Genomic DNA, 22,990 nt, shown 5'->3' on the forward strand with positions numbered 1-22,990 from the left:
ACTTATTGAACCTGGTTGAGCCGTTCGGCGATGAAGGCGACCAGCTGGCGGGCGATCTTGCCCTTGCTGGTCTGCGCGAAGAGGGTCTGGTGCTGCTGGCGGTCGATCACGGTCAGGGCGTTCTCCTCGCTGTTGAAGCCGATGCTGGGGTTGGCCACATCATTGGCGACGATCAGGTCGAGGTTCTTGTCCTTGAGCTTGCGCGTGGCGTAGTCGAGCAAGTGCTCGGTCTCGGCGGCGAAGCCCACGCTGAACGGGCGATCAGGCCGGCCGGCAATGGTCGCAAGGATATCGGGATTACGCACCATCTGCAGCAGCATGCCGTCGCCTGTGGTGGGATCTTTCTTGAGCTTCTGTGGGGCGACGACTTCTGGGCGGTAGTCCGCGACCGCAGCCGAGGCGATGAACAGGTCGCAGGGCATGGCTGCCTCGCAGGCCGCGAGCATGTCCCGCGCGCTGACCACGTCGATGCGGCTGACCCGGTCGGGCGTCTGCAGGTGCACGGGGCCAGTGACGAGGGTCACCCGAGCCCCGGCTTCGGCGGCGGCCTCGGCCAGGGCAAAGCCCATCTTCCCTGAACTATGGTTGGTGATGTAGCGCACCGGGTCGATGTTCTCTTGGGTCGGTCCGGCGGTGATCAGCACGTGCTTGCCGGTCAGGGCCTCGCGCTTGAAGCTCTCGGCGGCGCACCAGGCCAGGTCCGTGGCCTCGAGCATGCGGCCCAGGCCGACGTCGCCGCAGGCCTGGCTGCCGGAGGCCGGGCCGAAGACCTGGATGCCGCGGCTCTTGAGCAGCTCCAGGTTGGCCTGGGTCGCGGGATCGCGCCACATGGCCTGGTTCATCGCCGGGGCGACGGCCACGGTGGCGTCGGTGGCCAGGACCAGGGTGGTCAGCAGGTCGTCGGCCATGCCTTGGGCCAGGCGCGCCATCAGGTCGGCGGTGGCCGGGGCGATCAGCACCAGGTCGGCCCACTTGGCCAGCTCGATATGGCCCATGGCCGCTTCGGCGGCGGGGTCGAGCAGGTCCATGTGCACCGGGTGGCCGGACAGCGCCTGCAGCGTGAGCGGGGTGATGAACTCGGCGCCACCACGGGTCATGACCACGCGCACCTGCGCGCCGTGTTCCAGGAGTCGGCGAATCAGCTCGGCGCTCTTGTAGGCGGCGATGCCGCCACCCACGCCGAGAACGATGCGCTTGCGATACAACCGCTGCATAGGCCTTGCCTTATTCCAGTGAAAGCGGGTGGCGACGACAGCTGCCTGCGGCAGATCGTCGCATTTTCGAAGCGAACTAGATTAACACAGCGCCCAAAAGGGCCGTAGTGGCAGGCGAGGAGGGGGCATGAACATCAGGGAGTGGCCGGCTGAAGAGCGGCCAAGGGAGAAGTTGTTGCAGCGCGGGGCGGCGATCCTTTCGGATGCGGAGTTGCTCGCCGTGCTGCTGGGGTCGGGCGTCGCCGGGCGCAATGTGCTCGACCTGGCGCGCGGCCTGTTGGCGAGGTTCGGCGGGTTGCGGCAGTTCCTCGAGGCCGATCGGGCGAAGGTACTGCGCGAGCCAGGCCTGGGACCGGTGAAATATGCACAGTTGCAGGCATTGCTGGAGATCGGCAGGCGCTATCTGGACGAACACATCGAGCGTGCGTCGGTCCTGGAGAGCCCTGCATCGGTGAGGCGCTATCTCAAGTCCATGCTGCGGCACGAGTCCAGCGAGGTGTTCGGTTGCCTGTTCCTGGATACCAGACACCGCCCGTTGGCGTTCGAGATACTGTTTCGCGGCACCATTGACCGCGCGAGCATCTATCCTCGCGAGGTCGTGCGCCGGTCCTTGCTGCACAACGCCGCGGCGCTGATCCTCTGCCATAACCATCCGTCGGGCAATTGCGAGCCGAGCCAGGATGACGTGCATCTGACGCTGATGCTCAGGCGCTCGCTGGCGCTGATCGATGTGCGGGTAATGGACCATGTCATCGTCGGCGATGGCGAGCCGCTGTCGATGCTGGAACATGGGTGGTTGGCAGGTTAGTCATGGGCAAGCTGCACTGGCCTCTTCGCGGGTAAACCCGCTCCCACAAATCCTGTGGGAGCGGGTTTACCCGCGAAGAGGTCGGTTCAGGTTGCGCATACGTCAACGGCTGACGGCGATCTTGCTGAAATCCTGCCGCCCGAACGGGCTCACCTGGTAGCCCTCGACGCCTTGGCGCAGCAGCGCCGCCGCTGTCGGGTGCGCCAGTGGCAGCCACAGCGCCTGTTGCTGGATCAGCGTTTGCGCCTGCTGGTACAGCCGGCTGCGCACGCTCTGGTCGTTGGTGGTGCGCCCTGCATTGATCAACTGGTCCAGGCGGCTGTCGCAGAAGCGCGCGAAGTTGGTCCCGGACTTGACCGCCGCGCAGGCAAACTGCGGGCTGAGGAAGTTGTCCGGGTCGCCGTTGTCGCCGGCCCAGCCCATGAACAGCAGGTCATGCTCGCCGGCCTTCGCCCGACGGATCAGCTCGCCCCACTCGATGGTGCGGATCTCGGCCTTGATACCGATTTTCGCCAGGTCCGCCTGGAGCATCTGCGCGCCCAGGCTGGGGTTGGGGTTGAGCAGGCTGCCCGACGGACGGGTCCAGATCGTGGTTTCGAAACCATTCGCCAGGCCGGCCTTGGCCAGCAGCGCCTTGGCCTTCTTCGGGTCCATGGCGTAGCCCGGCAGGTCCTTGGCGTAGCTCCAGGTGTTGGGCGGGTAGGGGCCGTTGGCGGCGGTGGCGGTATCGTCGAACACGGCCTTCAGGTAGGCCGGCTTGTCGAAGGCCAGGTTGATCGCCTGGCGCACCTCGGGCTTGTCCAGCGGCGGGTGCTGGCTGTTGATGGCGACGAAGGCGGTCATGAACGCAGGCGTTGTCGCTACCTTGAGGTTGCCGTCCTTGCCGGCCTCGGCGATGTCCAGCGGCTTGGGCGACAGGGCGACCTGGCATTCGCCACGCTTGAGCTTCTGCAGGCGCACGTTGGCGTCCGGGGTGATGGCGTAGATCAGCGGGTCGACCGACGGCTTGCCGGCGAAGTAGTCGGGGTTGGCGCGGTAGCGCACCACGGCGTCCTTCTGGAAACGCTGGAACACGAACGGCCCGGTGCCCACCGGCTGGCTGTTGAGCTTGTCCGGGGTACCGGCCTTGAGCAGCTTGTCGGCGTACTCGGCGGAGTAGATCGAGGCGAAGCCCATGCTCAGGGTGGCGAGGAAAGTGGCGTCGGCGTGGCTCAGGGTGAAGCGCACGGTGTGCGGGTCGGGGGCGTCGATCGCCTTGATCAGGCTGCCCAGCTGCAGCGACTGGGCGTGCGGGTAGCCGCCTGGAGCGGTCTTGTGCCAGGCGTGGGCCGGATAGAGCATGCGCTGGAAGCTGAACAGCACGTCGTCGGCATCCAGCTCGCGGCTCGGCTTGAAGTACGCCGTGGTGTGGAATTTCACCCCTGGGCGCAGCTTGAAGTCGTAGATCAGGCCGTCCGGCGACACCGTCCAGCTTTCGGCCAGGCTCGGCACGACCTTGCCAAGCCCTGCGTCGAACTCGACCAGGCGATTCATCAGCACGTCGGCCGAGGCGTTGGTGGTGGTCAGCGAGTTGTATTGCACCACGTCGAAGCCTTCCGGGCTGGCTTCGGTGCACACCGACAATGGCGCGGCCTGGGCCAGACCGGCGGCGCACAGGGCGGTGAAGAATAAGGAAAGGGCGGCGGCACGCATGGTGGCTCCTTGGCTGGTCGGTGACCCATCTGCCGGTGCAGTCTGGAAATGGCCTTACCCTAGTGTGCGCTACGAGAAATGACCACCTTCTTTTTCAGGCGCTTGGCGACGAGCGGTCGACAGCGCGGCAGGCGAGTCGCTATGCTGCTCCCCCGCGATTTGCAGCACGTGGATGCTCACTTTCTGTTGTTGCGGCTTAGTCTTTCTGGTATAAAGCAGCGCTCTTTTCTAGGGGCTCGGCCTGTCGCATCAGCGGATCCGGTCGATAAGACCTCCAGAATCACGGCGCCTGGCGCCAAAGACTGAGAGATTAAGCGGCCAACCCATGCCGGGTTGGGCATGTGGTTTTAGAGGGCTGAGTCATGTCGAGAGTCTGTCAAGTTACTGGTAAGGGTCCAGTAACCGGGAACAACATTTCCCACGCAAACAACAAAACCCGTCGTCGTTTCCTGCCGAACCTGCAGCACCACCGTTTCTGGGTTGAGTCCGAGAAGCGTTTCGTGCGTCTGCGCGTATCCGCCAAAGGCATGCGCGTCATTGACAAGCGTGGTATCGACGTAGTGCTGGCCGAGCTGCGCGCTCGCGGCGAAAAGTTCTAAGGAGAACGTCATGCGTGAATTGATCCGTCTGGTTTCGAGTGCCGGCACCGGCCACTTCTACACCACCGACAAGAACAAGCGCACCACTCCGGACAAGATCGAGATCAAGAAGTACGATCCGGTCGTCCGCAAGCACGTGGTGTACAAGGAAGCCAAGATCAAGTAATTGATCGGCGACCTGAAAAAACCCGCTACCGCAAGGTGGCGGGTTTTTTTATGCCTGCAGGAAACCAGTGTTCAGCCTCTTCGCGGGTAAACCCGCTCCCACAGGCTCGACACAGGCCCTGTGGGAGCGGGTTTACCCGCGAAGAAGCTGGCGCTTACTTCTGCTCGAACAGCACATAGATCTTGCGGCACGGCTCCAGCACCTCCCAGGTGCCCTTGAAGCCTGCCGGGATGACGAAGCGATCACCGGCACGCAGGGTCTTGGCGTTGCCTTCCTGGTCGCGCAGCACCGACACGCCCTGGACGATCTCGCAGTACTCGTGCTCGGTATAGTTCACCGTCCACTGGCCTACTTCGCCTTCCCAGACGCCAGCGGCGAACTGCCCGCAGGGGCTGGAATAGTGGTTGTAGACAGCCTGGTCAGGCTCGCCCTTGATGATTTTCTCCGCCGCCGGACGGTAGCGTTCGGCCTCGGTCAGAACCTGGGCGAAATCGACGATGCTGGCGATGCTCATGGTGGGTACCCTGTTGTTGTTTAATAAAATGCACATCAGTAGGCTTTTAGGCTATTCGTGTCAAATATATTGATAGTTTCCCTGGCCTGGTTTAGGGTTGCAGGTGCCTGTGCGCGTTCATCGCCCGGCCAGAATTTCTGACAGCGCCCGTGAGTCCTCAGTGCGGCGTTGCACCTTAACAAGAGAGGAGTTTCCTATGACCACCCTGACTCGTGCGGACTGGGAACAGCGTGCCCAGCAACTGAAGATCGAAGGCCGTGCCTTCATCGACGGCGAATACACCGATGCCGCATCCGGTGAAACCTTCGACTGCCTGAGCCCGGTGGACGGACGCTTCCTGGCCAAGGTCGCCAGCTGCGACCTGGCCGATGCCAACCGCGCCGTCGACAATGCCCGCGCCGTGTTCGAATCCGGCGTCTGGTCGCGTCTGGCCCCGGCCAAGCGCAAGGCCAAGCTGATCCGCTTCGCCGACCTGCTGCGCAAGCACGTCGAGGAACTGGCCCTGCTCGAAACCCTCGACATGGGCAAGCCGATCGGTGACTCCTCTACCATCGATATTCCGGGTGCGGCCAGCGCCATTCACTGGAATGCCGAAGCCATCGACAAAGTCTACGACGAAGTCGCCCCGACCCCGCACGATCAGTTGGGTCTGGTGACCCGCGAGCCAGTGGGCGTGGTCGGTGCCATCGTGCCGTGGAACTTCCCACTGCTGATGGCCTGCTGGAAACTGGGCCCGGCGTTGGCCACCGGTAACTCGGTGGTGCTGAAACCTTCGGAAAAGTCGCCGCTCACCGCCATTCGCATCGCCCAGCTGGCCATCGAGGCCGGCATCCCGAAAGGCGTGCTGAACGTGCTGCCAGGCTACGGCCACACCGTGGGCAAGGCCCTGGCCCTGCACATGGACGTCGACACCCTGGTGTTCACCGGCTCGACCAAGATTGCCAAGCAGCTGATGATCTATGCGGGCGAATCGAACATGAAGCGTGTCTGGCTGGAAGCCGGCGGCAAGAGCCCGAACATCGTCTTCGCCGACGCCCCTGACCTGCAGGCCGCCGCCGAAGCTGCCGCCAGCGCTATCGCCTTCAACCAGGGCGAGGTCTGCACCGCGGGTTCGCGCCTGCTGGTCGAGCGTTCGATCAAGGATAAGTTCCTGCCCATGGTGGTCGAGGCCCTCAAGGCCTGGAAACCGGGCAACCCGCTGGATCCGGCGACCACCGTCGGCGCGCTGGTCGACACCCAGCAGATGAACACCGTGCTGTCCTACATCGATGCAGGCCACCAGGACGGCGCCAAGCTGCTGGCCGGTGGCAAGCGCATCCTCGAAGAGACTGGTGGCACCTATGTCGAGCCGACCATCTTCGACGGCGTGACCAACGCCATGAAGATTGCCAAGGAAGAGATCTTCGGCCCGGTACTGTCGGTGATCACCTTCGACACCGCCGAGGAGGCCATCGCCATCGCCAACGACACGCCGTATGGCCTGGCCGCCGGCATCTGGACCGCGGACATCTCCAAGGCCCACAAGACCGCCCGCGCCGTGCGCGCCGGCAGCGTCTGGGTAAACCAGTACGACGGCGGCGACATGACCGCGCCGTTCGGTGGCTTCAAGCAGTCGGGCAATGGCCGTGACAAGTCGCTGCACGCCCTGGAGAAGTACACCGAGCTGAAGGCGACCTGGATCAAGCTGTAATCAGGTAGCGCCTTTTCGCGGGGCAAGCCCGCTCCCACGTGAGTCGTGGGAGCGGGCTTGCCCCGCGATGCTTTTTGCCAGAATTACCCGGAGGCCACTATGCGTTGGGGAACCTACTTTGCCGTGCTGGCGTCGGTGCTCAGTGTCGGGCTCGCGCTCGGCGTGAGCATGCCGCTGGTGTCCTTGCGCCTGGAGGGCTGGGGCTACGGTGGGTTCGCCATCGGTGTGATGGCGGCGATGCCGGCGCTGGGCGTGCTGGTCGGCGCCGCCATCGCCAGCCGCCTGGCCGGCTGGGTAGGCGTCCCGGCCGCCATGCGCCTGTGCCTGTGGGGCGGGGCGCTGTCCATCGGCCTGGTGGCACTGCTGCCCAGCTATGCGCTGTGGCTGCTGCTACGGCTGCTGATCGGCATGTCGCTGACCGTGGTGTTCATTCTCGGTGAAAGCTGGATCAACCAGTTGGTGGTCGAGCAGTGGCGTGGCCGATTGGTGGCGCTGTACGGCAGCAGCTATGCCCTGAGCCAGTTGGCCGGCCCCCTGGTGCTGGGCTTTCTCGGTTCGGACGATGACTTCGGCTTCTGGGCCGCGACTGGCCTGCTGCTGGTTGCGCCACTGATCCTGCTGGGTCGGGGCGGGGCGCCGACCACCGAGGCGTGCAGCGTGACCTTGCGCGACCTGTTCGGTTTCTGCCGGCGCCTGCCGGTGATCGCCTGGGCCATTGCGCTGTTCGCGGCGTTCGAAGCGATGATCCTGACGTTGCTGCCGGTGTATTGCCTGCAACAAGGGTTCACCACGGAGGTGGCGCTGTTCATGGTCAGTACCGTGGTGGTCGGCGATGCGGTGCTGCAATTGCCCATTGGCGCATTGGCCGACCGCATGTCGCGCCGCACGTTGTTCAGCGGCTGCGCGCTGACCTTGCTGGTGTCCAGCCTGGCGATTCCCTTGCTGTTGCACACACCGGTGATCTGGCCGCTGTGGGTGCTGTTCGGCGCCAGTGCCGGTGGCTTGTTCACGTTGTCGCTGGTGTTGATCGGTGAGCGCTACCGGGATGACGAGCTGGTGCGGGCCAATGCCCACGTGGCGCAGCTATGGGGGATCGGGTGCCTGCTCGGACCGTTGCTGGCCGGGGCGGGGAGCCAGTGGATCAGCGGGCATGCGCTACCGCTGCTGATGGCGGTGGGGGCGGCGGGCTTGGTGCTGCTGACCCGGCGGCGCGATGCATTCGAGCCAGCCGCCGCCTGATCTCACAGCAAGGCCAAAGCCTTCTGCTTCATTACCGCCAGATCCATCACCGCCAGCCCCACCTCCTTGGCCTGCTCATCCCACTCGCGCATGCGCAGGCTCACGGCAAACAACGGATCACGCTCGAACGCATCGGCTTCGCCGTCGCTCATCATTCCACCCTGGTATTCCAGGGTCCTGCGGCTGGCCTCGCTCAGCCGCTGGTAGTACCCCGGCTGGCGCAAGGTCAGGTAGCGCTTGGCCTCGACGTGGTACTGCACCAGCCGCGTCAGGCGTTCGCTGAACCCTGCCCGGCGCAGGTACTCGGCGCCGATGCGCTCGTGGCTGGCCACGCCGAAGCCGCCCATCGGCTCGCCTTCGCACAGGTGGCCGATGTCGTGGAAGAAGGCCGCGAGCACCACTTCGTCGTCATAGCCCTCGGCCATGGCCAGCTGGGCCGCCTGGGACATGTGTTCGAGCTGGGTGATGGCCTCGCCGATATAGTCGGCGCTGCCGTGCTGCTGGTAGAGGGCGAAGATCTGGTCGATGGAAGGCATGAGGCTTTGCTCGAGGCTGGATTCGCGGATGCGCATTCGCGGGGCAAGCCCGCTCCCACAGGTGTAGCGCAAAACGCTGTCCCGTGGGAGCGGGCTTGCCCCGCGATGAGGCCCTTACTGCTGGGCCACTTTCTCCGACTTGCCGTCGTAGCGCTTGCGCCACTCGCTGAGGATCTCGTCGCGATTCTTCGAGGCCCAGGCGAAGTCGTTCTTGATCAGGCGCTGCTCGTAGTCCGCCGGCAGTTCGGTCTGCGGCTTGGCGATGCCCGGCGCGGCCAGCACGGCGAAGTTCTCCTTGTACAGCTCCATGGCCGCCGGGCTTGCCGAGAAGTCGGCCAGGCGCCTGGCGGCATCGGCCTTCGGCGAGCCCTTGAGCACGGCGGTGGCCTCGATCTCCCAGCCCAGGCCCTCCTTCGGCAGCACGATATCCAGCGGCGCCCCCTGGCGCTTGAGCTGCACGGCCGGGTACTCGAACGAGATGCCGATCGGGAACTCACCGGCGGCGGCCAGCTTGCACGGCTTGGAGCCGGAATGCACATACTGGCCGATGTTCTGGTGCAGCGCATCCATGTAGGCCCAGCCCTGGGGCTCGCCGAAGGTCTGCAGCCAGGCGCTGACATCCAGGAAGCCGGTGCCGGACGAGGCCGGGTTGGGCATGACGATCTTGCCCTTGTATTCAGGCTTGGTCAGGTCCTGCCAGCTCACCGGTTTGCTCAGGCCCTGTTTCTCGGCCTCGATGGTGTTGAAGCAGATGGTCGCCGCCCACACGTCCATGCCCACCCAGGCGGGTGGGTTGGCGGCGTCGCGGTAGTTGGGCGAGATCTTGCCCAGGTCCTTCGGCGCATAGGCTTCGAGCATGCCGTTCTGGTCGAGGATGGCCAGGCTGGACGCGGCCAGGCCCCACACTGCGTCGGCCTGCGGGCGCTCTTTCTCGGCCAGCAGCTTGGCGGTGATGATGCCGGTGGAGTCACGCACCCACTTGATCTCGATGTCCGGGTTGGCCTTTTCGAACGCCTGCTTGTAGCTCTTGAGCTGCTCGGCTTCCAGGGCGGTGTAGACGGTCAGCTGGGTCGTGGCGGCCGACGCCTGCAAGGTGAAGACAGCGGATACGGCAGCGGCAAGTGCGAGAGGCTTGAACATGATGCGGTTCCTATGGGTATGGGCAGTCGGTCAAGGCCTGAGCGCGCGCTGGCGCCAGGCCTGGGAGCGGCGCAGCAGGCCGCGGGAGGCGCCGGCCAGCAGCAACGAGGCGGCGGCGCTGGTCAGCAGGATCAGGGTGGACATGGCGGCGGCGCCGCCGACGTTGCCGGCATCGTCCATGTTCAGCACGGCGACGGCGGCGAGAATGGTGTCGGGGCTGTACAGGAAGATCGCTGCCGATACGGTGGTCATCGCCGAGACGAACAGGTAGCGGACGATATCCAGCAGCGCCGGCAGGCAGATCGGCACGGTGACCCGCAGGAAGTGCCTGTACAAAGGCGCCTTCAGCGACAGCGCGGCGGCCTCGAACTCACCGTCGAGCTGGCGCAGGGCGGTGGTGGCGGTCATCTGCGCGGTGGTCAGGTAGTGGGCGATGGTGCACACCACCAGCAGCGCCATGCTGCCGTAGAACACGTGCAGCGGGTTGCCGGCGAGGTTGAAGAAGAACACGTAGCCCAGGCCCAGGACCAGGCCGGGCACGGCCATGGGGATGAAACTGAGCAGGCGCAGGGCCTGGTTGAGTAGGCGCTGGCCCTGGGTCTTCTCCATCAGGTAGGCGCCGGTGAAGATCACCACGCTGCCGATCAGCGCGGTGGCGATGGCCATGGTCACGCTGTTGCGATAGGCCAGCCAGCCACCGCCGGCGGTGTCGTCGAACATGTAGTGCTTGAGCGACAGCGACAGGTTGTACGGCCAGAACTTGACCAGCGACGAGTACACCGCCATGCCGATCACGCCCAGCAACACCGCGCACACCAGCATCACGATGGCCAGGTAGCAGCCATCGCGCAGCTTCGACGGCTTGGGCTCGAACACCTGGGCGCGACCGCTCATGGCCTCGCCCTGACGGCGTCGCAGCCAGGCATCGACGGCGAAGCTGAGCAGCGCCGGCACCAGCAGGACCATGCCGATCAGCGCGCCGCGACCGAACTGTTGCTGGCCGACCACGGCCTTGTAGGCTTCCAGCGCCAGCACCTGATAATCGCCGCCCACCACCACGGGCACGCCGAAGTCGGTGATGGTCAAGGTGAACACCAGGCAGAACGCGGCGAACACCGCCTGGCGCGTGGCTGGCCAGGTGATGCTGAAGAACGCCCGGGCAGGCCCGGCGCCCATGCTCGAGGCGGCGTCGAACAGCCGCGCGTCGGCCAGCGACAATGCCGAGAGCAGGATCATCAAGGCATGAGGAAAGGTGTAGATGGCTTCGCCGAGCACGATGCCCCAGAAGCCGTAGATATTGTCGCTGAGCAGCCCGCGCAGCAGGCCCTGGTTGCCGAACAGGTAAACCAGGGCGATGGCCGGCAGCATCGACGGCGCCAGCAGTGGCAGCAGCGAGATGCCGCGCCAGAGGCCCTTGGCCGGGATCAGCGTGCGCTGCAAGGCGTAGGCGAACAGATACGCCAATGGCACGACGATGACCGCGACGGTGAGCGCCACCGCCAGGCTGTTGCCGAGCAGCCAGTGGAAGTTCGCGCTGGCGAACAGTTCGCGGGCGGCCAGCAGGCCACCGCCCTGGCCGGCTTCGCCGCTGAAGCCTTTCCAGAAGATCGCCAGCAGCGGCAGCAGCACCGCCAGCACCAACAGCAGCAGCAGCAGGCTCTTGCCACCGACGACGAACAGTCGGTCACCCAGGGCGACGCCGCCAAGCGGCGCGGCCTTGGGGTGGATGAGCGGCTGGGTCATGGACGCGGCCATCTCAGGCGAACACCTGCAGGCTCTGCGGCGGCAACGCCACCCAGATATCCTGCGAGCCCAGGCGCGGCATGGCTTCCGGCGCCAGTTCGGCGAGCAGCGCGTGGCCGGGCAGGGCCATGAGCTCGAAGCTCATGCGGCAGCGGTTGCCGAGGAAGGTGATCTCGCGGACCTTGGCCGGGAACAGGTTTTCTTCATGCACCAGCGGATTGACCGTGATCGCCTCGGGGCGACAGAACAGCCGGCCGCTGCTGGCACCGCCGGCATTGGCCGCCAGGCGCATGTGCATGCCGCCGACCTGGGCGTGGCTGTCGCTGCTGCGCTGGAATGGCAGCCAGTTGCCCTGGCCGACGAATTCGGCGACGAACGGCGTGGCCGGCTGATCGTAGATTTCCTGGGGCGTGGCGTACTGCTCGACCTGGCCGTTGTTCATCACGGCGATGCGGTCGGCCATCAGCATGGCCTCGTCCTGGTTGTGGGTGACCATCAGCGTGGTGATGCCCAGCTGGCGCTGCAACTGGCGCAGCTCGGTGCACAGGTGCTCGCGGACCCGGGCGTCCAGCGCCGACATCGGCTCGTCGAGCAGCAGCAGCGAGGGCTTCGGTGCCAGGGCGCGGGCCAGGGCCACGCGTTGCTGCTGGCCACCGGAAAGCTGGCCGGGGTACTTCTTTTCGCTGCCGACGAGCCCCACCAGCTCGAGCATTTCGCCGACCCGCTGGCGCGCGGCGTCGCGGCTGCTGGCGGTGAGGCCGTAGGCGATGTTGGCTTCGACGGTGAGGTTGGGGAACAGCGCGTAGGACTGGAACAGGATGCCGTAGTCACGGGCCTGGGGCGGCAGCTCGGAGATATCGCGATCGCCGATGTACAGCGTGCCACGGTCCTGGCGCTCGAGCCCTGCGATGCAGCGCAGCAACGTGGTCTTGCCGCAGCCCGAAGGGCCGAGCAGGCACACCAGCTCGCCGGCGGCGATGTCCAGGGACACGTCGTTGAGCGCGGTGAAGGCGCCAAAGCGCTTGTGGATGCCGCGCACTTTCATCTGTGCGCCTGGGGTGACGTTGTTCATGGCATGGCCTCATCGAAGAGATGGGAGCCATGCTAGGAAGGCTGTGAGACGGTTCCGTGGCGGTTGGGCAAAAGCCGGTGATAGTGGTATTGGCGGATTTTGTAATGGCCCTATCGCGGGTTTGCCCCGCGATAGGGCCTTAGCAGAACTGCGAACCCACCACTTCCTGCGCCACCCCGAGGAACGCCGCCGGCAATCGCGCCTGGCGCCGTTCCTTCAGGCAGTACAGGTATTCGTGCATCACCGGCGCGTTCTCCAGAGCCAGCACCCGCAGCTCCGGGTTATGCGGCACTTCATGCCGGGCAATGATGCTGATGCCGATATTGCGCAGCACCGCCTCGCGGATCGACTCGCGGCTGCCGATCTCCAGCAGCGCCCCGGCCTTGACCCCAGCTTCCTGCATCATCTGCTCGGTCAGCTTGCGCGTGGTCGAGCCTGGCTCGCGCATCAGCAGGCAATGCCCGGTCACTACGTCGATCGACACCGTCTGGCGTTGGGCCAGGGGGTGGTTGCGATGCACTGCCACCACCAGCGGGTCGGTGCCCAGCACTCGGCGCACCAGGCGCGCATCTTCGAGCAGTTGCGAGGACGCGGCGATATCCACCCGGTAATCCTCGAGCATCTCCAGCACCTGCTGCGAGTTGCCGATTTCCACCGCCACGTCCACCTGGGGCAGGCGCTCGCGGAAGATCTTCACCAGGTCGAGGATGTAGTAGGGCGCGGTGGCGGCGATGCGCAGGCTGCCCTGGCCCTGGCCGCTGTTGCGCAGCTCGAATTCGATGTCGGCCTCTTGCTGCAGCAGCGCCTTGACCATCGGTAGCAAGCGCGCGCCTTCTTCGCTCAGCACCAGGCGCCGACCACCGCGATAGAACAGTTCCACCGCGTACTGGCTTTCGAGGTTGCGGATCTGCGTGGTTACCGTGGGCTGGCTGAGCCCGAGCTTCTTCGCCGCCAGGGTGATGCTGCCCAGGCGGGCCACCATGTAGAAGGCCTTGAGCTCGGCGCTCAGCATCGCTGGGCTCCACAGCCACAGCCACAGCCACAGCCACAGCCACAGCCACAGCCACAAGCTTCAAGCTGCAAGCCACAAGAAAAAGCCGGGCCGTGTTGCTTCACAAATCTCACATTCACCTCGATCAGCTTGCAGCTTGCAGCTTGCAGCTTGCAGCTTGCAGCTTGCCGCTGCTACTTGCGCAGCAGGCGCAAACCGTTGAACACCACCAGCAGGCTCACGCCCATGTCGGCGAACACCGCCATCCACATGGTGGCCATGCCGGCAAAGGTGATTGCCAGGAAAATCGCCTTGGTCCCCAGGGCCAGCACGATGTTCTGGGTGAGGATCGCCGCGCTCTGGCGCGACAGCCTGACGAACGCCGGGATTTTGCGCAAGTCGTCGTCCATCAGCGCCACGTCGGCGGTCTCGATGGCGGTGTCGGTGCCGGCGGCGGCCATGGCGAAACCGATCTCGGCGCGGGCCAGGGCCGGTGCATCGTTGATCCCGTCGCCGACCATGCCCACGCGGTGGTTCTGGGCGTACAGGCTCTCGATGGTGGCCAGCTTGTCCGCCGGCAGCAGATTGCCTTCGGCGCGGTCGATGCCGACCTGGGCGGCGATCGCCTGGGCGGTGTGGGGATTGTCGCCGGTCAGCATGACCGTCTTGATGCCCAGCTCGTGCAGTTCGGCGATTGCCTGGCGGCTGCTGTCCTTGACCGTGTCGGCCACGGCGAACAGCGCCAACGGGCCGGAGCGGTCGAGCAGCAGCACCACGGTCTTGCCCTGGCGCTCCAGCTGATCCAGTTCGGCTTCCAGCGCCGGCGAGCACAGGCCCAGCTCCTCGACCAGGCGATGGTTGCCCAGGTGGTAGGTTTCACCCGCGATGTCGCCCCGCACGCCGCGACCGGCCAGGGCGGCGAATTCGCTCACCTCGCTGAGCTGCAGGCTCTGCTCTTTGGCGAACAGCGCGATGGCGCCGGAAACCGGGTGGTCGGAACGGGCGGCCAGGCTGGCGGCCAGGGCCTGGGCGCGGCCTTCGAACAGCGGGTCGAGCACCTTGCTGTCGGTCTGCACCGGCTTGCCGTGGGTAATGGTGCCGGTCTTGTCCAGGGCCAGGAAGTCCAGCTTGCGCCCGCCTTCCAGATAGACCCCGCCCTTGATCAGGATGCCCTTGCGCGCGGCGGCGGCCAGGCCGCTGACGATGGTCACCGGAGTGGAGATCACCAGGGCGCATGGGCACGCCACCACCAGCAGCACCAAGGCGCGGTAGATCCAGTCGAACCACGCGCCGGCCATGAACAGCGGCGGGATCACCGCCACCGCCAGGGCCACGGCGAACACCGCCGGGGTGTAGATGCGCGAGAATTGGTCGACGAAGCGCTGAGTCGGGGCGCGGGCGCCCTGGGCCTCTTCGACGGCCTTGATGATTCGCGCCAGGGTCGACTGCCCGGCGGCGGCGGTGACGCGATATTCCAGGGCGCCGGCCTGGTTGATGGTGCCGGCGAACAGCTTGTCGCCCACTGCCTTTTCGACCGGTAGGCTTTCGCCGGTGATCGGCGCCTGATCGACGCTGGACTGCCCACTGACCACCTCGCCGTCCAGGCCGATGCGCTCACCGGGACGCACCCGTACCCGCGCGCCGACGGCTACCTCGCGTACATCGACCTCCCGCCACTGGCCGTCGGCCTGCTGCACGGTGGCCATGTCCGGAGTGAGTTGCATCAGCCCGCTGATGGCATTGCGCGCGCGGTCGAGCGAACGCGCCTCGATCACTTCGGCAAGGGTGAACAGCACCATCACCATCGCCGCTTCCGGCCACTGGCCGATCAGCACGGCGCCGGTCACGGCGATGCTCATCAGCGCGTTGATGTTGAGGTTGCGGTTCTTCAGGGCGATCCAGCCCTTCTTGTAGGTGCCAAGGCCACAGCCGAGGATGGCCGCCAGGGCCAGGGCGGCGACCACCCACTCGGGCGCCTTGCCGGAAAAATGCACGAGTTCGGCGGCGAGCGCGGCGGCGCCGGACAACGCCAGCGGCCACCAGCGGGTCTTGCTGGCCTGCGGCGCGCTCGCGCTGCCGTCATCCTCGGCGGCCAGGGGCTCGGCCTTCATCCCCAGGCTGTCGATGACTTGCTCGATCCCGCTGGTGTCGTCGAGGGTGTGGCGTACACCGAGCACGCGGTTGATCAGGTTGAACTCCAGTTGCTCGATGCCGGCCAGCTTGCCCAGCTTGTCCTGGATCAGGGTCTGCTCGGTGGGGCAGTCCATGGCCTCGATGCGAAAACGGCTGAGCCGCGCCTGGGCACTGGCCTTCTCGGTCAGTTGCACCTTGGCCGGCGCGGCGTTGGAACCGCAGCAGCTGTGGGCATGGGGGGCGTGGTCATGGCCCTTGTCGCCATGGGCGTGATCATGCTTGTGTTCGGGGCTGACAGGCTGGTTCATTGTGTCGTCCTTAGCAGGGCCGCGAAGTGCGTTGTTGCCAAGTGAACACCCTGTAGCCACTATAGGGTCAAGCCCTTTGCAGGAGATTTGCCATGAAGATCGGAGAACTGGCCAAGGCCACCGACTGCGCGGTGGAGACCATCCGCTACTACGAGCGCGAGCAACTGCTCCCGGAGCCTGCCCGCAGCGACGGCAACTACCGGCTCTACACCCAGGCCCACGTCGAGCGCCTGACCTTCATCCGCAACTGTCGCACCCTGGACATGACCCTGGACGAGATCCGCAGCCTGCTGAACCTGCGTGACAGCCCCGAGGCGTCGTGCGGCAGCGTCAATGCGCTGATCGACGAGCATATCGAGCATGTGCAGGCGAGAATCGACGGGTTGCTGGCGCTGCAGGCGCAGCTGGTGGACTTGCGGCGCCAATGCAATGCGCAAGGGGCGGAGTGCGCGATCTTGCAGCAGCTGGAGACCAATGGGGCGGTGACGGTGCCGGAGACCGAGCATTCCCATGTAGGGCGCAGTCACGGGCATTGAGTTCAAATCGTTCGCGGGTAAAACCGCTCCTACAGAATCTGTGGGAGCGGGTTTACCCGCGAAGCAGGCGACACTGATGCTGGATCAGACCGCCATCGGCGCCGTCATCGGCGCATGGTGCTCATAGCCTTCCAGCCAGAAGTCGCTCGGCTCGATCTGCTCCAGCCACTGCGGCTCGTACTTGCCGGTCTTGGCGAAGTCCGGCACGCGGTCGCTGATCACCAGCTTCGGCGCCTCCAGCGGCTCGCGCTTGAGCTGCTCGTTCAGCATGTCCAGATGGTTCTCGTACACATGGGCATCGCCGATGAAATAGGTGAACCAACGCGGCGTGTAGCCGGTCAGGCGACCGAACAGCGACAGCAGCGCCGCGCCTTCGGTGAGGTTGAACGGTGTGCCCAGGCCCAGGTCGTTGGAGCGGATGTAGAGGGTCAGGGAGATTTCCCGGGTCTCGGCATTCGGGTGGAACTGGTACAGCAGATGACACGGCGGCAGCGCCATTTCGTCCAGCTGGGCGCAGTTCCAGCCGTGGAACAGGATACGGCGGCTGCCCGGATCGTTGGCGATGGTGTCCAGGCACTGGCGCACCTGGTCGATGGCCTTGTACAGGATGACGAACGCCTGGCCGTCCTCCTCGTCCTGGGCGATACGGCGGAAACCGGCCTTCTCGGCCATCTCGATGGCGGCCGTGTTGCTCAGCGCGATGCGCTTGTAGCCCGGCCACTGGCGCCACTGCACGCCATAGATCTCGCCCAGGTCGTCATGCCCCTGGCGGAACGGGTTGGCCAGCCACTGGGCGTTTTCGTTGGCGTTCTGGTCCCAGACCTTGCAGCCCAGGTCGCGGAATTCGCCGGCGTTCTTCACGCCACGCAGGAAACCGACCATCTCGCCGATCGCCGACTTGAACGCCAGCCTGCGCGTGGTGATGGCCGGGAAGCCCTTCTGCAGGTCGAACTTGAGCATGGCGCCCGGCAGGCTGATGGTGCGGATGCCGGTGCGGTTTTCCTGCAGCGTGCCGTTGTCGATGACGTCACGGACCAGATCTAGATACTGTTTCATGGCTTACCTGTAGCAAGAACGGCAGGGGGATCGCCCCTGCCGTGGAAATCAAACGGTGGCCTTGGCCGTCGGTTTGCGGTTGTAGGCCCACCAGATCAGGAAGATGCCGCCGACGATCATCGGCACGCAGAGCAACTGACCCATGGTCAACCAGCCGAAGGCGATGTAGCCGAGCTGGGCGTCGGGTACCCGCACGAACTCCACGATGAAGCGGAAGATGCCATAGAACAGCGCGAACATGCCGGAAACCGCCATGGTCGGGCGCGGTTTGCGCGAGTACAGCCAAAGGATGACGAATAATGCCACACCTTCGAGGGCGAACTGGTACAGCTGCGACGGGTGACGCGGCAGCTGGGCCGGGTCGCTGAACGGCGGGAACACCATCGCCCACGGCACGTCGGTGGCCTTGCCCCACAGTTCGGCGTTGATGAAGTTGCCGATGCGCCCGGCACCCAGGCCGATCGGCACCAGCGGTGCGACGAAGTCCATCAGCTCGAAGAACGACTTGTTGTTGCGCTTGCCGAACCACAACGCAGCCAGCATCACGCCGATGAAGCCGCCGTGGAACGACATGCCACCCTTCCATACCTCGAAGATCAAGGTCGGGTTGGCCAGGTACTGGTGCAGGTCGTAGAACAGCACGTAGCCCAGGCGCCCGCCGACGATCACCCCCATCGACAGCCAGAACACCAGGTCGGAGAGCTTCTCGCGGGTCCAGGTGGGGTCGAAGCGGTTCAGCCGGCGCGAGGCCAGCAGCCAGGCGCCGCCGATGCCGATCAGGTACATCAGGCCGTACCAGTGGATTTTCAGCGGCCCGAGGGCCACGGCCACGGGGTCGATCTGCGGGTAAGGCAGCATTGTCTTTCCTCTAGGTTCAGATAAGGAAGCTCAGTCCGACGCAGAACAGCAGCGCGGCGAACAGACGCTTGAGCAGGCGTGGCGACAGCTGGTGCGCCAGGCGCGCGCCGAAGCGGGCGAAGAACATGCTGGTCACGGCGATGCCGAGCAGCGCCGGCAGGTACACGTAACCCAGGCTGTGGGCCGGCAGGTGCTCCTCGTGCCAGCCCAGCCACATGAAGCTCAGGGCGCTGGCCAGGGCGATCGGCAGGCCGCAGGCCGACGAGGTCGCCACTGCCTGCTGCATCGGCAGGCTGCGCCAGGTGAGGAATGGCACGGTCAGCGAACCGCCACCGATGCCGAAGATCGCCGAGGCCCAGCCGATCACCCCGCCGGCGGCGGTCAGGCCCGGCTTGCCGGGGATGCCGCGACTGGCCTTGGGCTTGAGGTCCATGGCCATCTGCGCGGCGATCACCAGGGCGAACACGCCGATGATCTTCTGCAGCATCGGGCCCTGGATCAGCGAGGCGGTCTTGGCCCCGACCAGCGCGCCGAGCAGGATGCCCACGGTCATCCAGGCGAAGATCGGCCATTGCACGGCGCCCTTGCGCTGGTGCTCGAGCACGGCGTTGATCGAGGTGAAGACGATGGTCGCCAGCGATGTGCCCACCGCCAGGTGGGTCAGCACCGAGGGGTCGAAGCCCTGCAAGGTGAAGCTGAACACCAGCACTGGCACGATGATGATGCCGCCGCCGACGCCGAACAGTCCGGCCAGCACGCCGGCACAGGCCCCTAGTAGCAGGTAGAGAGCGAATTCCATTCGTGGCCCCTGTGGAAAACAATCCGGCATGGTAACGGAAGCCAAGCCTGGGGCTCTAGTGAAGTCTGTGTCAGGTGATGGATAGCGGCCGGCGGCGCAGGTAGAGTGGCCGAAAACACAGGGGACAACCTATGTGCCTGATCGTATTCGCCTGGCGGCCCGGGCACGCTCTGCCGCTGATCGTCGCGGCCAACCGTGACGAGTTCTATGCCCGCCCGACCCAGGCCCTGGCGGCTTGGCAGGATGCGCCGGGGGTGCATGCCGGGCGCGACCTGGAGGCTGGTGGCACCTGGCTGGGCGTTGGGCCGAACGGCCGCTTCGCGGCGCTGACCAACATTCGCGATCCGCGCCAGCCGCCAGGGCCACGTTCACGGGGCGAACTGGTGGCGGCGTACCTGCAAGGCGAGCTTGGGGTCGAGGCCTACCTGGACCAGGTGGCCAGCCGCAGTGGGCAGTACTCGGGGTTCAATCTGCTGGTGGGCGATGGCGAGCGGCTGGGCTACCTGCATGCCCGCGAGGCTGCGCCGCGCATGCTGGAGCCTGGTGTCTACGGGCTGTCGAATGCCGGGCTGGACACGCCGTGGCCGAAGCTGCTGAAGGCGCGCAGCGGACTTGAGGGATTGCTCGAGGCTGCCGACCCGCAACGGTTACTGGCCCTGCTGGGCGATGCGCAGCCCGCGTCGGATGGCGAGCTGCCGGAAACCGGCGTGGGGTTGGCCACCGAAAGGTTGCTATCGAGCGTGTTCATCGCCAGCCAGAACTATGGGACGCGTGCGAGCACGGTGCTGATCGTTGATGATCAGGGGCGGCGGCGGATGGTCGAGCGCAGTTTCGGGCCGTTTGGTGGGCACCTGGGCGAGGTCAGCCTGGAGGTGTGAGTCCGACCTCATCGCGGGGCAAGCCCGCTCCCACGAAGGTCTTGCAGCAACTTTGTGGGAGCGGGCTTGCCCCGCGATGAGGTCGGTACCAACGATCAGAGGGTCTTGTTCGGCCCGATCATCCGCGCCAGCCCAAGGTTCTTCAGCGCCAGCTGCAGCGAGCTGTGGATAACCTGCGGGTTGTCATGGCTCATGGCATCGGCCAGCAGCTCCCTGGCCTTGCTCAGGTTGACCTGGCGCAGCATCCACTTCACCTTCGGCAGGTTGGTGGCGTTCATCGACAGGCTGTCGAAGCCCATGGCCATCAACAGGATCGCCGCCGCCGGATCGCCGGCCATCTCGCCGCAGATGCTCACTGGCTTGCCTTCTTCATGGGCGACACTGACCACGGTCTGCAGGGCCTGCAGCACCGCAGGATGCAGGTAGTCGTACAGGTCGGCGACCCGTGGGTTGTTGCGGTCGACCGCCAGCAGGTACTGGGTAAGGTCGTTGGAACCGACCGAGAGGAAGTCCACCTGGCGCGCCAGCTCGCGGGTCTGGTACACGGCGGCGGGGATCTCCACCATCACCCCCACCGGTGGCATCGGCACGTCGGTGCCTTCGTCGCGCACCTCGCCCCAGGCACGGTGGATCAGGTGCTGGGCTTCTTCCAGCTCGTGGATGCCGGAAATCATCGGCAGCAGGATGCGCAGGTTGTTCAGGCCTTCGCTGGCCTTGAGCATGGCGCGGGTCTGCACCAGGAAGATTTCCGGGTGGTCGAGGGTGACGCGAATACCGCGCCAGCCGAGGAACGGGTTCTCTTCCTTGATCGGGAAGTACGACAGCGACTTGTCGCCACCGATGTCGAGGCTGCGCATGGTCACCGGCAGCGGATGGAACGCTTGCAGCTGCTCGCGGTAGATCGCCAGCTGTTCCTTCTCGCTGGGGAAGCGCTGGTTGATCATGAACGGCACTTCGGTGCGGTACAGGCCGACGCCCTCGGCGCCGCGCTGCTGGGCGCGGGCCACGTCGGCGAGCAGGCCGGTGTTGACCCACAGCGGCATGCGATGGCCGTCCGGGGTGATGCACGGCAGCTCGCGCAGGGCATCGAGGCCACGGGCCAGCTGGCGCTCTTCCTCGACCACGTCGCTGTACTGCTTGCGCAGCACCTCGCCGGGGTTGGTGAATACCTCGCCCTTGTAGCCGTCGACGATCATCTCGATGCCGTCGGCCTTCGAATACGGCAGGTCGACCACGCCCATGACCGTGGGGATGCCCATGGCCCGGGCGAGGATCGCCACGTGGGAGTTGCCCGAGCCGAGCACCGAGACCAGGCCCACCAGCTTGCCTTCCGGCACCTCGCCGAGCATGGCCGGGGTCAGTTCTTCGCTGACCAGGATGGTGTTGTCCTGGTAGACCAGCGACTGCGAACGCGCCTCCTGCAGGTAGGCGAGCAGGCGCCGGCCAAGGTCCTTGACGTCGGACGCCCGCTCGCGCAGGTAGTCGTCGTCCATCAGTTCGAAGCGGTTGACGTGCTCGCCGACCACCTGGCGCAGGGCGCCCTGGGCCCACTGGCCGGTCTTGATGACCTCGACCACCTCGCCACCGAGGGCGGCGTCCTCGAGCATCATCAGGTAGACGTCGAACAGTGCGCGTTCTTCGGGACGCAGCTGGGTGGCGAGCTTGGCCGACAGCTTGCGCATGTCCTCGCGCACGCCTTCGAGGGCGTTGTTGAACAGCTTGAGTTCGTTGTCGATGTCCTCGACGGTCCGGTCCGGCACCACCTCCAGGTCGGCGGGCGGCAGCATCACCACCGAGCGCCCGACGGCGGCGCCCGGCGAACCCGGCACGCCGACGAAACGGGCCTCCTGGATACCCTTGCCCTGGCGGCCCAGGCCACGGATCGAACCGGTGGCCTCGGCGTGGGCGATGACTCCGGCGAGCTGGGCGCTCATCGTCACCAGGAAGGCTTCTTCGCCTTCATCGAACTGGCGACGCTCCTTTTGCTGGATGACCAGTACCCCGACCACGCGACGGTGGTGGATGATCGGCGCGCCGAGGAAGGAGGCGAAGCGCTCCTCGCCGGTTTCGGCGAAGTAGCGGTAGCGCGGGTGGTCGGCGGCGTTCTCGAGGTTCAGCGGCTCCTCGCGGGTACCGACCAGGCCGACCAGGCCCTCGTTGGGGGCCATGCTGACCTTGCCGATGGAGCGCTTGTTCAGGCCCTCGGTGGCCATCAGCACGAAACGATTGGTGTCCGGGTCGAGCAGGTAGACCGAGCAGACCTGGCTGCCCATGGCCTCCTTGACGCGCAAGACAATGATACCCAACGCCGTCTTGAGATCTTTGGCGGAGTTCACTTCCTGGACGATCTTGCGCAGCGTATTGAGCATGGCTCGGGGTCGGACTCCGTCGTCAGTCGCGCGTCAGCAGGCGCGGGGCTAGCTCTTTCAGGGCGCGGCGATACACCTCGCGCTTGAATGTCACCACCTGGCCCAGCGGATACCAGTAGCTGACCCAGCGCCAGCCATCGAATTCCGGTTTGCCGGTGAGGTCCATGCGCACCCGTTGCTCGTTGCTCACCAGGCGCAACAGGAACCACTTCTGTTTCTGGCCGATGCACAGCGGTTGGCTGTGGGTACGCACCAGACGCTGGGGTAAACGATAACGCAACCAGCCGCGGGTGCAGGCAAGAATTTCCACATCCTGGCGTTCCAGGCCCACTTCTTCGTTCAGCTCGCGGTACAGGGCATCTTCCGGCGTTTCATCAGGGTTGATGCCACCCTGGGGAAACTGCCAGGCATCCTGGTTGATCCGCCGAGCCCATAGCACCTGCCCGGCATCATTCGTCAGAATGATCCCGACATTGGGGCGAAAACCATCCGGGTCGATCACGGCAGCAACCTCGCAAACGCATGTCCCGGCATTGTTCCACAAAGCCTGCGAGCGCAGCAACGCGCCCGCCACGCTTATCTGCGGCGAGGTGAGGACTCGGTATTGCGCGGGCCTTTCCCGAGGCGGGTTCGGCGATCGGGATGGCCG

General features: G+C 65.6%; 21 protein-coding genes. 7 read left to right on the plus strand and 14 right to left on the minus strand.

From position 1 onward, the window contains the following. Window positions 1-2 precede the first annotated feature (2 nt). Window positions 3-1,214, minus strand: coding sequence for a bifunctional phosphopantothenoylcysteine decarboxylase/phosphopantothenate--cysteine ligase CoaBC (gene coaBC / locus N5D48_RS13410; protein WP_279884898.1), 1,212 nt, complete (start codon window positions 1,212-1,214; stop codon window positions 3-5). 127 nt (window positions 1,215-1,341) lie between these two features. On the opposite strand from coaBC, the gene radC reads away from it, so the two are divergent. Beyond that, the gene (gene radC, locus N5D48_RS13415) at window positions 1,342-2,022 is read left to right on the plus strand and encodes a DNA repair protein RadC (RefSeq protein WP_279884900.1); all 681 of its coding nucleotides are present in this window, start codon (window positions 1,342-1,344) and stop codon (window positions 2,020-2,022) included. Window positions 2,023-2,124: 102 nt separating this feature from the next. On the opposite strand, the gene N5D48_RS13420 is transcribed toward radC, so the two are convergent. Continuing rightward, entirely contained in the window at window positions 2,125-3,714 is a 1,590-nt protein-coding gene (locus N5D48_RS13420; protein WP_279884902.1) for an ABC transporter substrate-binding protein, read from the minus strand. 362 nt (window positions 3,715-4,076) lie between these two features. On the opposite strand from N5D48_RS13420, the gene rpmB reads away from it, so the two are divergent. Together rpmB and rpmG are read left to right on the plus strand one after the other, a co-directional pair. Continuing rightward, window positions 4,077-4,313, plus strand: coding sequence for a 50S ribosomal protein L28 (rpmB, locus tag N5D48_RS13425; protein ID WP_003258972.1), 237 nt, complete (start codon window positions 4,077-4,079; stop codon window positions 4,311-4,313). A gap of 10 nt (window positions 4,314-4,323) precedes the next feature. Further along, window positions 4,324-4,479 carry a 50S ribosomal protein L33 gene (gene rpmG / locus N5D48_RS13430; protein WP_003253507.1) on the plus strand — a complete coding sequence of 52 codons (156 nt, stop codon included), beginning with the start codon at window positions 4,324-4,326 and terminating at the stop codon, window positions 4,477-4,479. A gap of 154 nt (window positions 4,480-4,633) precedes the next feature. On the opposite strand, the gene N5D48_RS13435 is transcribed toward rpmG, so the two are convergent. Further along, on the minus strand, window positions 4,634-4,993 hold the full coding sequence (locus N5D48_RS13435) for a cupin domain-containing protein (RefSeq protein WP_279884903.1): 360 nt from the start codon (window positions 4,991-4,993) through the stop codon (window positions 4,634-4,636). Window positions 4,994-5,189: 196 nt separating this feature from the next. Here N5D48_RS13435 and N5D48_RS13440 point away from each other — a divergent pair, with 196 nt between their 5' ends. Further along, the gene (locus N5D48_RS13440; protein WP_279884904.1) at window positions 5,190-6,683 is read left to right on the plus strand and encodes an aldehyde dehydrogenase; all 1,494 of its coding nucleotides are present in this window, start codon (window positions 5,190-5,192) and stop codon (window positions 6,681-6,683) included. A gap of 99 nt (window positions 6,684-6,782) precedes the next feature. Further along, window positions 6,783-7,922: an MFS transporter gene (locus N5D48_RS13445; protein WP_279884906.1), complete on the plus strand. Its 1,140-nt coding sequence runs from the start codon at window positions 6,783-6,785 to the stop codon at window positions 7,920-7,922. 2 nt (window positions 7,923-7,924) lie between these two features. Here the strand turns inward: N5D48_RS13445 and N5D48_RS13450 are convergent, their stop codons facing one another. From N5D48_RS13450 to N5D48_RS13475, 6 genes are all read right to left on the minus strand, one after another. Continuing rightward, window positions 7,925-8,458: a phosphonate degradation HD-domain oxygenase gene (locus N5D48_RS13450; RefSeq protein WP_279884908.1), complete on the minus strand. Its 534-nt coding sequence runs from the start codon at window positions 8,456-8,458 to the stop codon at window positions 7,925-7,927. Between the two features lie 114 nt (window positions 8,459-8,572). Further along, window positions 8,573-9,598: a putative 2-aminoethylphosphonate ABC transporter substrate-binding protein gene (locus N5D48_RS13455; RefSeq protein WP_279884910.1), complete on the minus strand. Its 1,026-nt coding sequence runs from the start codon at window positions 9,596-9,598 to the stop codon at window positions 8,573-8,575. Window positions 9,599-9,628: 30 nt separating this feature from the next. Then, window positions 9,629-11,353 (minus strand): putative 2-aminoethylphosphonate ABC transporter permease subunit, encoded by a 1,725-nt coding sequence (locus N5D48_RS13460; protein ID WP_279884912.1) that lies wholly within the window; start codon window positions 11,351-11,353, stop codon window positions 9,629-9,631. A 1-nt stretch (window position 11,354) separates the two neighbouring features. Beyond that, window positions 11,355-12,413, minus strand: coding sequence for a putative 2-aminoethylphosphonate ABC transporter ATP-binding protein (locus tag N5D48_RS13465; RefSeq protein WP_279884914.1), 1,059 nt, complete (start codon window positions 12,411-12,413; stop codon window positions 11,355-11,357). A 139-nt stretch (window positions 12,414-12,552) separates the two neighbouring features. Further along, entirely contained in the window at window positions 12,553-13,425 is an 873-nt protein-coding gene (locus N5D48_RS13470) for a LysR family transcriptional regulator (RefSeq protein ID WP_279884936.1), read from the minus strand. Window positions 13,426-13,598: 173 nt separating this feature from the next. Further along, a complete protein-coding gene (locus N5D48_RS13475; protein WP_279884917.1) occupies window positions 13,599-15,845 on the minus strand; it encodes a heavy metal translocating P-type ATPase in 2,247 nt (748 codons plus the stop codon). 92 nt (window positions 15,846-15,937) lie between these two features. On the opposite strand from N5D48_RS13475, the gene cadR reads away from it, so the two are divergent. Further along, the gene (gene cadR, locus N5D48_RS13480; protein ID WP_279884919.1) at window positions 15,938-16,381 is read left to right on the plus strand and encodes a cadmium resistance transcriptional regulator CadR; all 444 of its coding nucleotides are present in this window, start codon (window positions 15,938-15,940) and stop codon (window positions 16,379-16,381) included. Window positions 16,382-16,465: 84 nt separating this feature from the next. Here the strand turns inward: cadR and N5D48_RS13485 are convergent, their stop codons facing one another. The 3 genes from N5D48_RS13485 to N5D48_RS13495 are packed head-to-tail and all read right to left on the minus strand — an operon-like array spanning window position 16,466 to window position 19,094. After that, window positions 16,466-17,437 (minus strand): thymidylate synthase, encoded by a 972-nt coding sequence (locus N5D48_RS13485; RefSeq protein ID WP_279884920.1) that lies wholly within the window; start codon window positions 17,435-17,437, stop codon window positions 16,466-16,468. A gap of 48 nt (window positions 17,438-17,485) precedes the next feature. Continuing rightward, a complete protein-coding gene (gene lgt / locus N5D48_RS13490) occupies window positions 17,486-18,295 on the minus strand; it encodes a prolipoprotein diacylglyceryl transferase (RefSeq protein WP_279884922.1) in 810 nt (269 codons plus the stop codon). Window positions 18,296-18,311: 16 nt separating this feature from the next. Next, window positions 18,312-19,094, minus strand: a complete 783-nt coding sequence (locus tag N5D48_RS13495; protein ID WP_279884924.1) for a sulfite exporter TauE/SafE family protein — start codon at window positions 19,092-19,094, stop codon at window positions 18,312-18,314. A gap of 131 nt (window positions 19,095-19,225) precedes the next feature. Between N5D48_RS13495 and N5D48_RS13500 the strand changes: the two genes are divergently transcribed. Continuing rightward, window positions 19,226-19,972: an NRDE family protein gene (locus N5D48_RS13500; RefSeq protein WP_279884927.1), complete on the plus strand. Its 747-nt coding sequence runs from the start codon at window positions 19,226-19,228 to the stop codon at window positions 19,970-19,972. Between the two features lie 95 nt (window positions 19,973-20,067). On the opposite strand, the gene ptsP is transcribed toward N5D48_RS13500, so the two are convergent. Both ptsP and N5D48_RS13510 read right to left on the minus strand, forming a co-directional pair. Beyond that, complete coding sequence (gene ptsP, locus N5D48_RS13505; protein WP_279884930.1) at window positions 20,068-22,341, minus strand: phosphoenolpyruvate--protein phosphotransferase; 2,274 nt, start codon at window positions 22,339-22,341, stop codon at window positions 20,068-20,070. Between the two features lie 22 nt (window positions 22,342-22,363). Next, a complete protein-coding gene (locus N5D48_RS13510; RefSeq protein WP_028688498.1) occupies window positions 22,364-22,843 on the minus strand; it encodes an RNA pyrophosphohydrolase in 480 nt (159 codons plus the stop codon). Window positions 22,844-22,990 lie beyond the last annotated feature (147 nt).

This window comes from Pseudomonas sp. GD03858 (assembly GCF_029840925.1).
GTDB lineage: Bacteria > Pseudomonadota > Gammaproteobacteria > Pseudomonadales > Pseudomonadaceae > Aquipseudomonas.

Excerpts from the sequence above, each read along its gene's own strand:
- N5D48_RS13465 (WP_279884914.1), bottom strand. The coding sequence starts at position 12,413 with ATGAACAACGTCACCCCAGGCGCACAGATGAAAGTGCGCGGCATCCAC.
- ptsP (WP_279884930.1), bottom strand. The coding sequence starts at position 22,341 with ATGCTCAATACGCTGCGCAAGATCGTCCAGGAAGTGAACTCCGCCAAA.
- N5D48_RS13450 (WP_279884908.1), bottom strand. The coding sequence starts at position 8,458 with ATGCCTTCCATCGACCAGATCTTCGCCCTCTACCAGCAGCACGGCAGC.
- coaBC (WP_279884898.1), bottom strand. The coding sequence starts at position 1,214 with ATGCAGCGGTTGTATCGCAAGCGCATCGTTCTCGGCGTGGGTGGCGGC.
- N5D48_RS13470 (WP_279884936.1), bottom strand. The coding sequence starts at position 13,425 with ATGCTGAGCGCCGAGCTCAAGGCCTTCTACATGGTGGCCCGCCTGGGC.
- N5D48_RS13475 (WP_279884917.1), bottom strand. The coding sequence starts at position 15,845 with ATGAACCAGCCTGTCAGCCCCGAACACAAGCATGATCACGCCCATGGC.
- cadR (WP_279884919.1), top strand. The coding sequence starts at position 15,938 with ATGAAGATCGGAGAACTGGCCAAGGCCACCGACTGCGCGGTGGAGACC.
- N5D48_RS13420 (WP_279884902.1), bottom strand. The coding sequence starts at position 3,714 with ATGCGTGCCGCCGCCCTTTCCTTATTCTTCACCGCCCTGTGCGCCGCC.
- N5D48_RS13485 (WP_279884920.1), bottom strand. The coding sequence starts at position 17,437 with ATGAAACAGTATCTAGATCTGGTCCGTGACGTCATCGACAACGGCACG.
- N5D48_RS13445 (WP_279884906.1), top strand. The coding sequence starts at position 6,783 with ATGCGTTGGGGAACCTACTTTGCCGTGCTGGCGTCGGTGCTCAGTGTC.
- N5D48_RS13500 (WP_279884927.1), top strand. The coding sequence starts at position 19,226 with ATGTGCCTGATCGTATTCGCCTGGCGGCCCGGGCACGCTCTGCCGCTG.
- rpmB (WP_003258972.1), top strand. The coding sequence starts at position 4,077 with ATGTCGAGAGTCTGTCAAGTTACTGGTAAGGGTCCAGTAACCGGGAAC.
- N5D48_RS13460 (WP_279884912.1), bottom strand. The coding sequence starts at position 11,353 with ATGGCCGCGTCCATGACCCAGCCGCTCATCCACCCCAAGGCCGCGCCG.
- N5D48_RS13495 (WP_279884924.1), bottom strand. The coding sequence starts at position 19,094 with ATGGAATTCGCTCTCTACCTGCTACTAGGGGCCTGTGCCGGCGTGCTG.
- lgt (WP_279884922.1), bottom strand. The coding sequence starts at position 18,295 with ATGCTGCCTTACCCGCAGATCGACCCCGTGGCCGTGGCCCTCGGGCCG.
- N5D48_RS13435 (WP_279884903.1), bottom strand. The coding sequence starts at position 4,993 with ATGAGCATCGCCAGCATCGTCGATTTCGCCCAGGTTCTGACCGAGGCC.
- N5D48_RS13440 (WP_279884904.1), top strand. The coding sequence starts at position 5,190 with ATGACCACCCTGACTCGTGCGGACTGGGAACAGCGTGCCCAGCAACTG.
- radC (WP_279884900.1), top strand. The coding sequence starts at position 1,342 with ATGAACATCAGGGAGTGGCCGGCTGAAGAGCGGCCAAGGGAGAAGTTG.
- N5D48_RS13455 (WP_279884910.1), bottom strand. The coding sequence starts at position 9,598 with ATGTTCAAGCCTCTCGCACTTGCCGCTGCCGTATCCGCTGTCTTCACC.
- rpmG (WP_003253507.1), top strand. The coding sequence starts at position 4,324 with ATGCGTGAATTGATCCGTCTGGTTTCGAGTGCCGGCACCGGCCACTTC.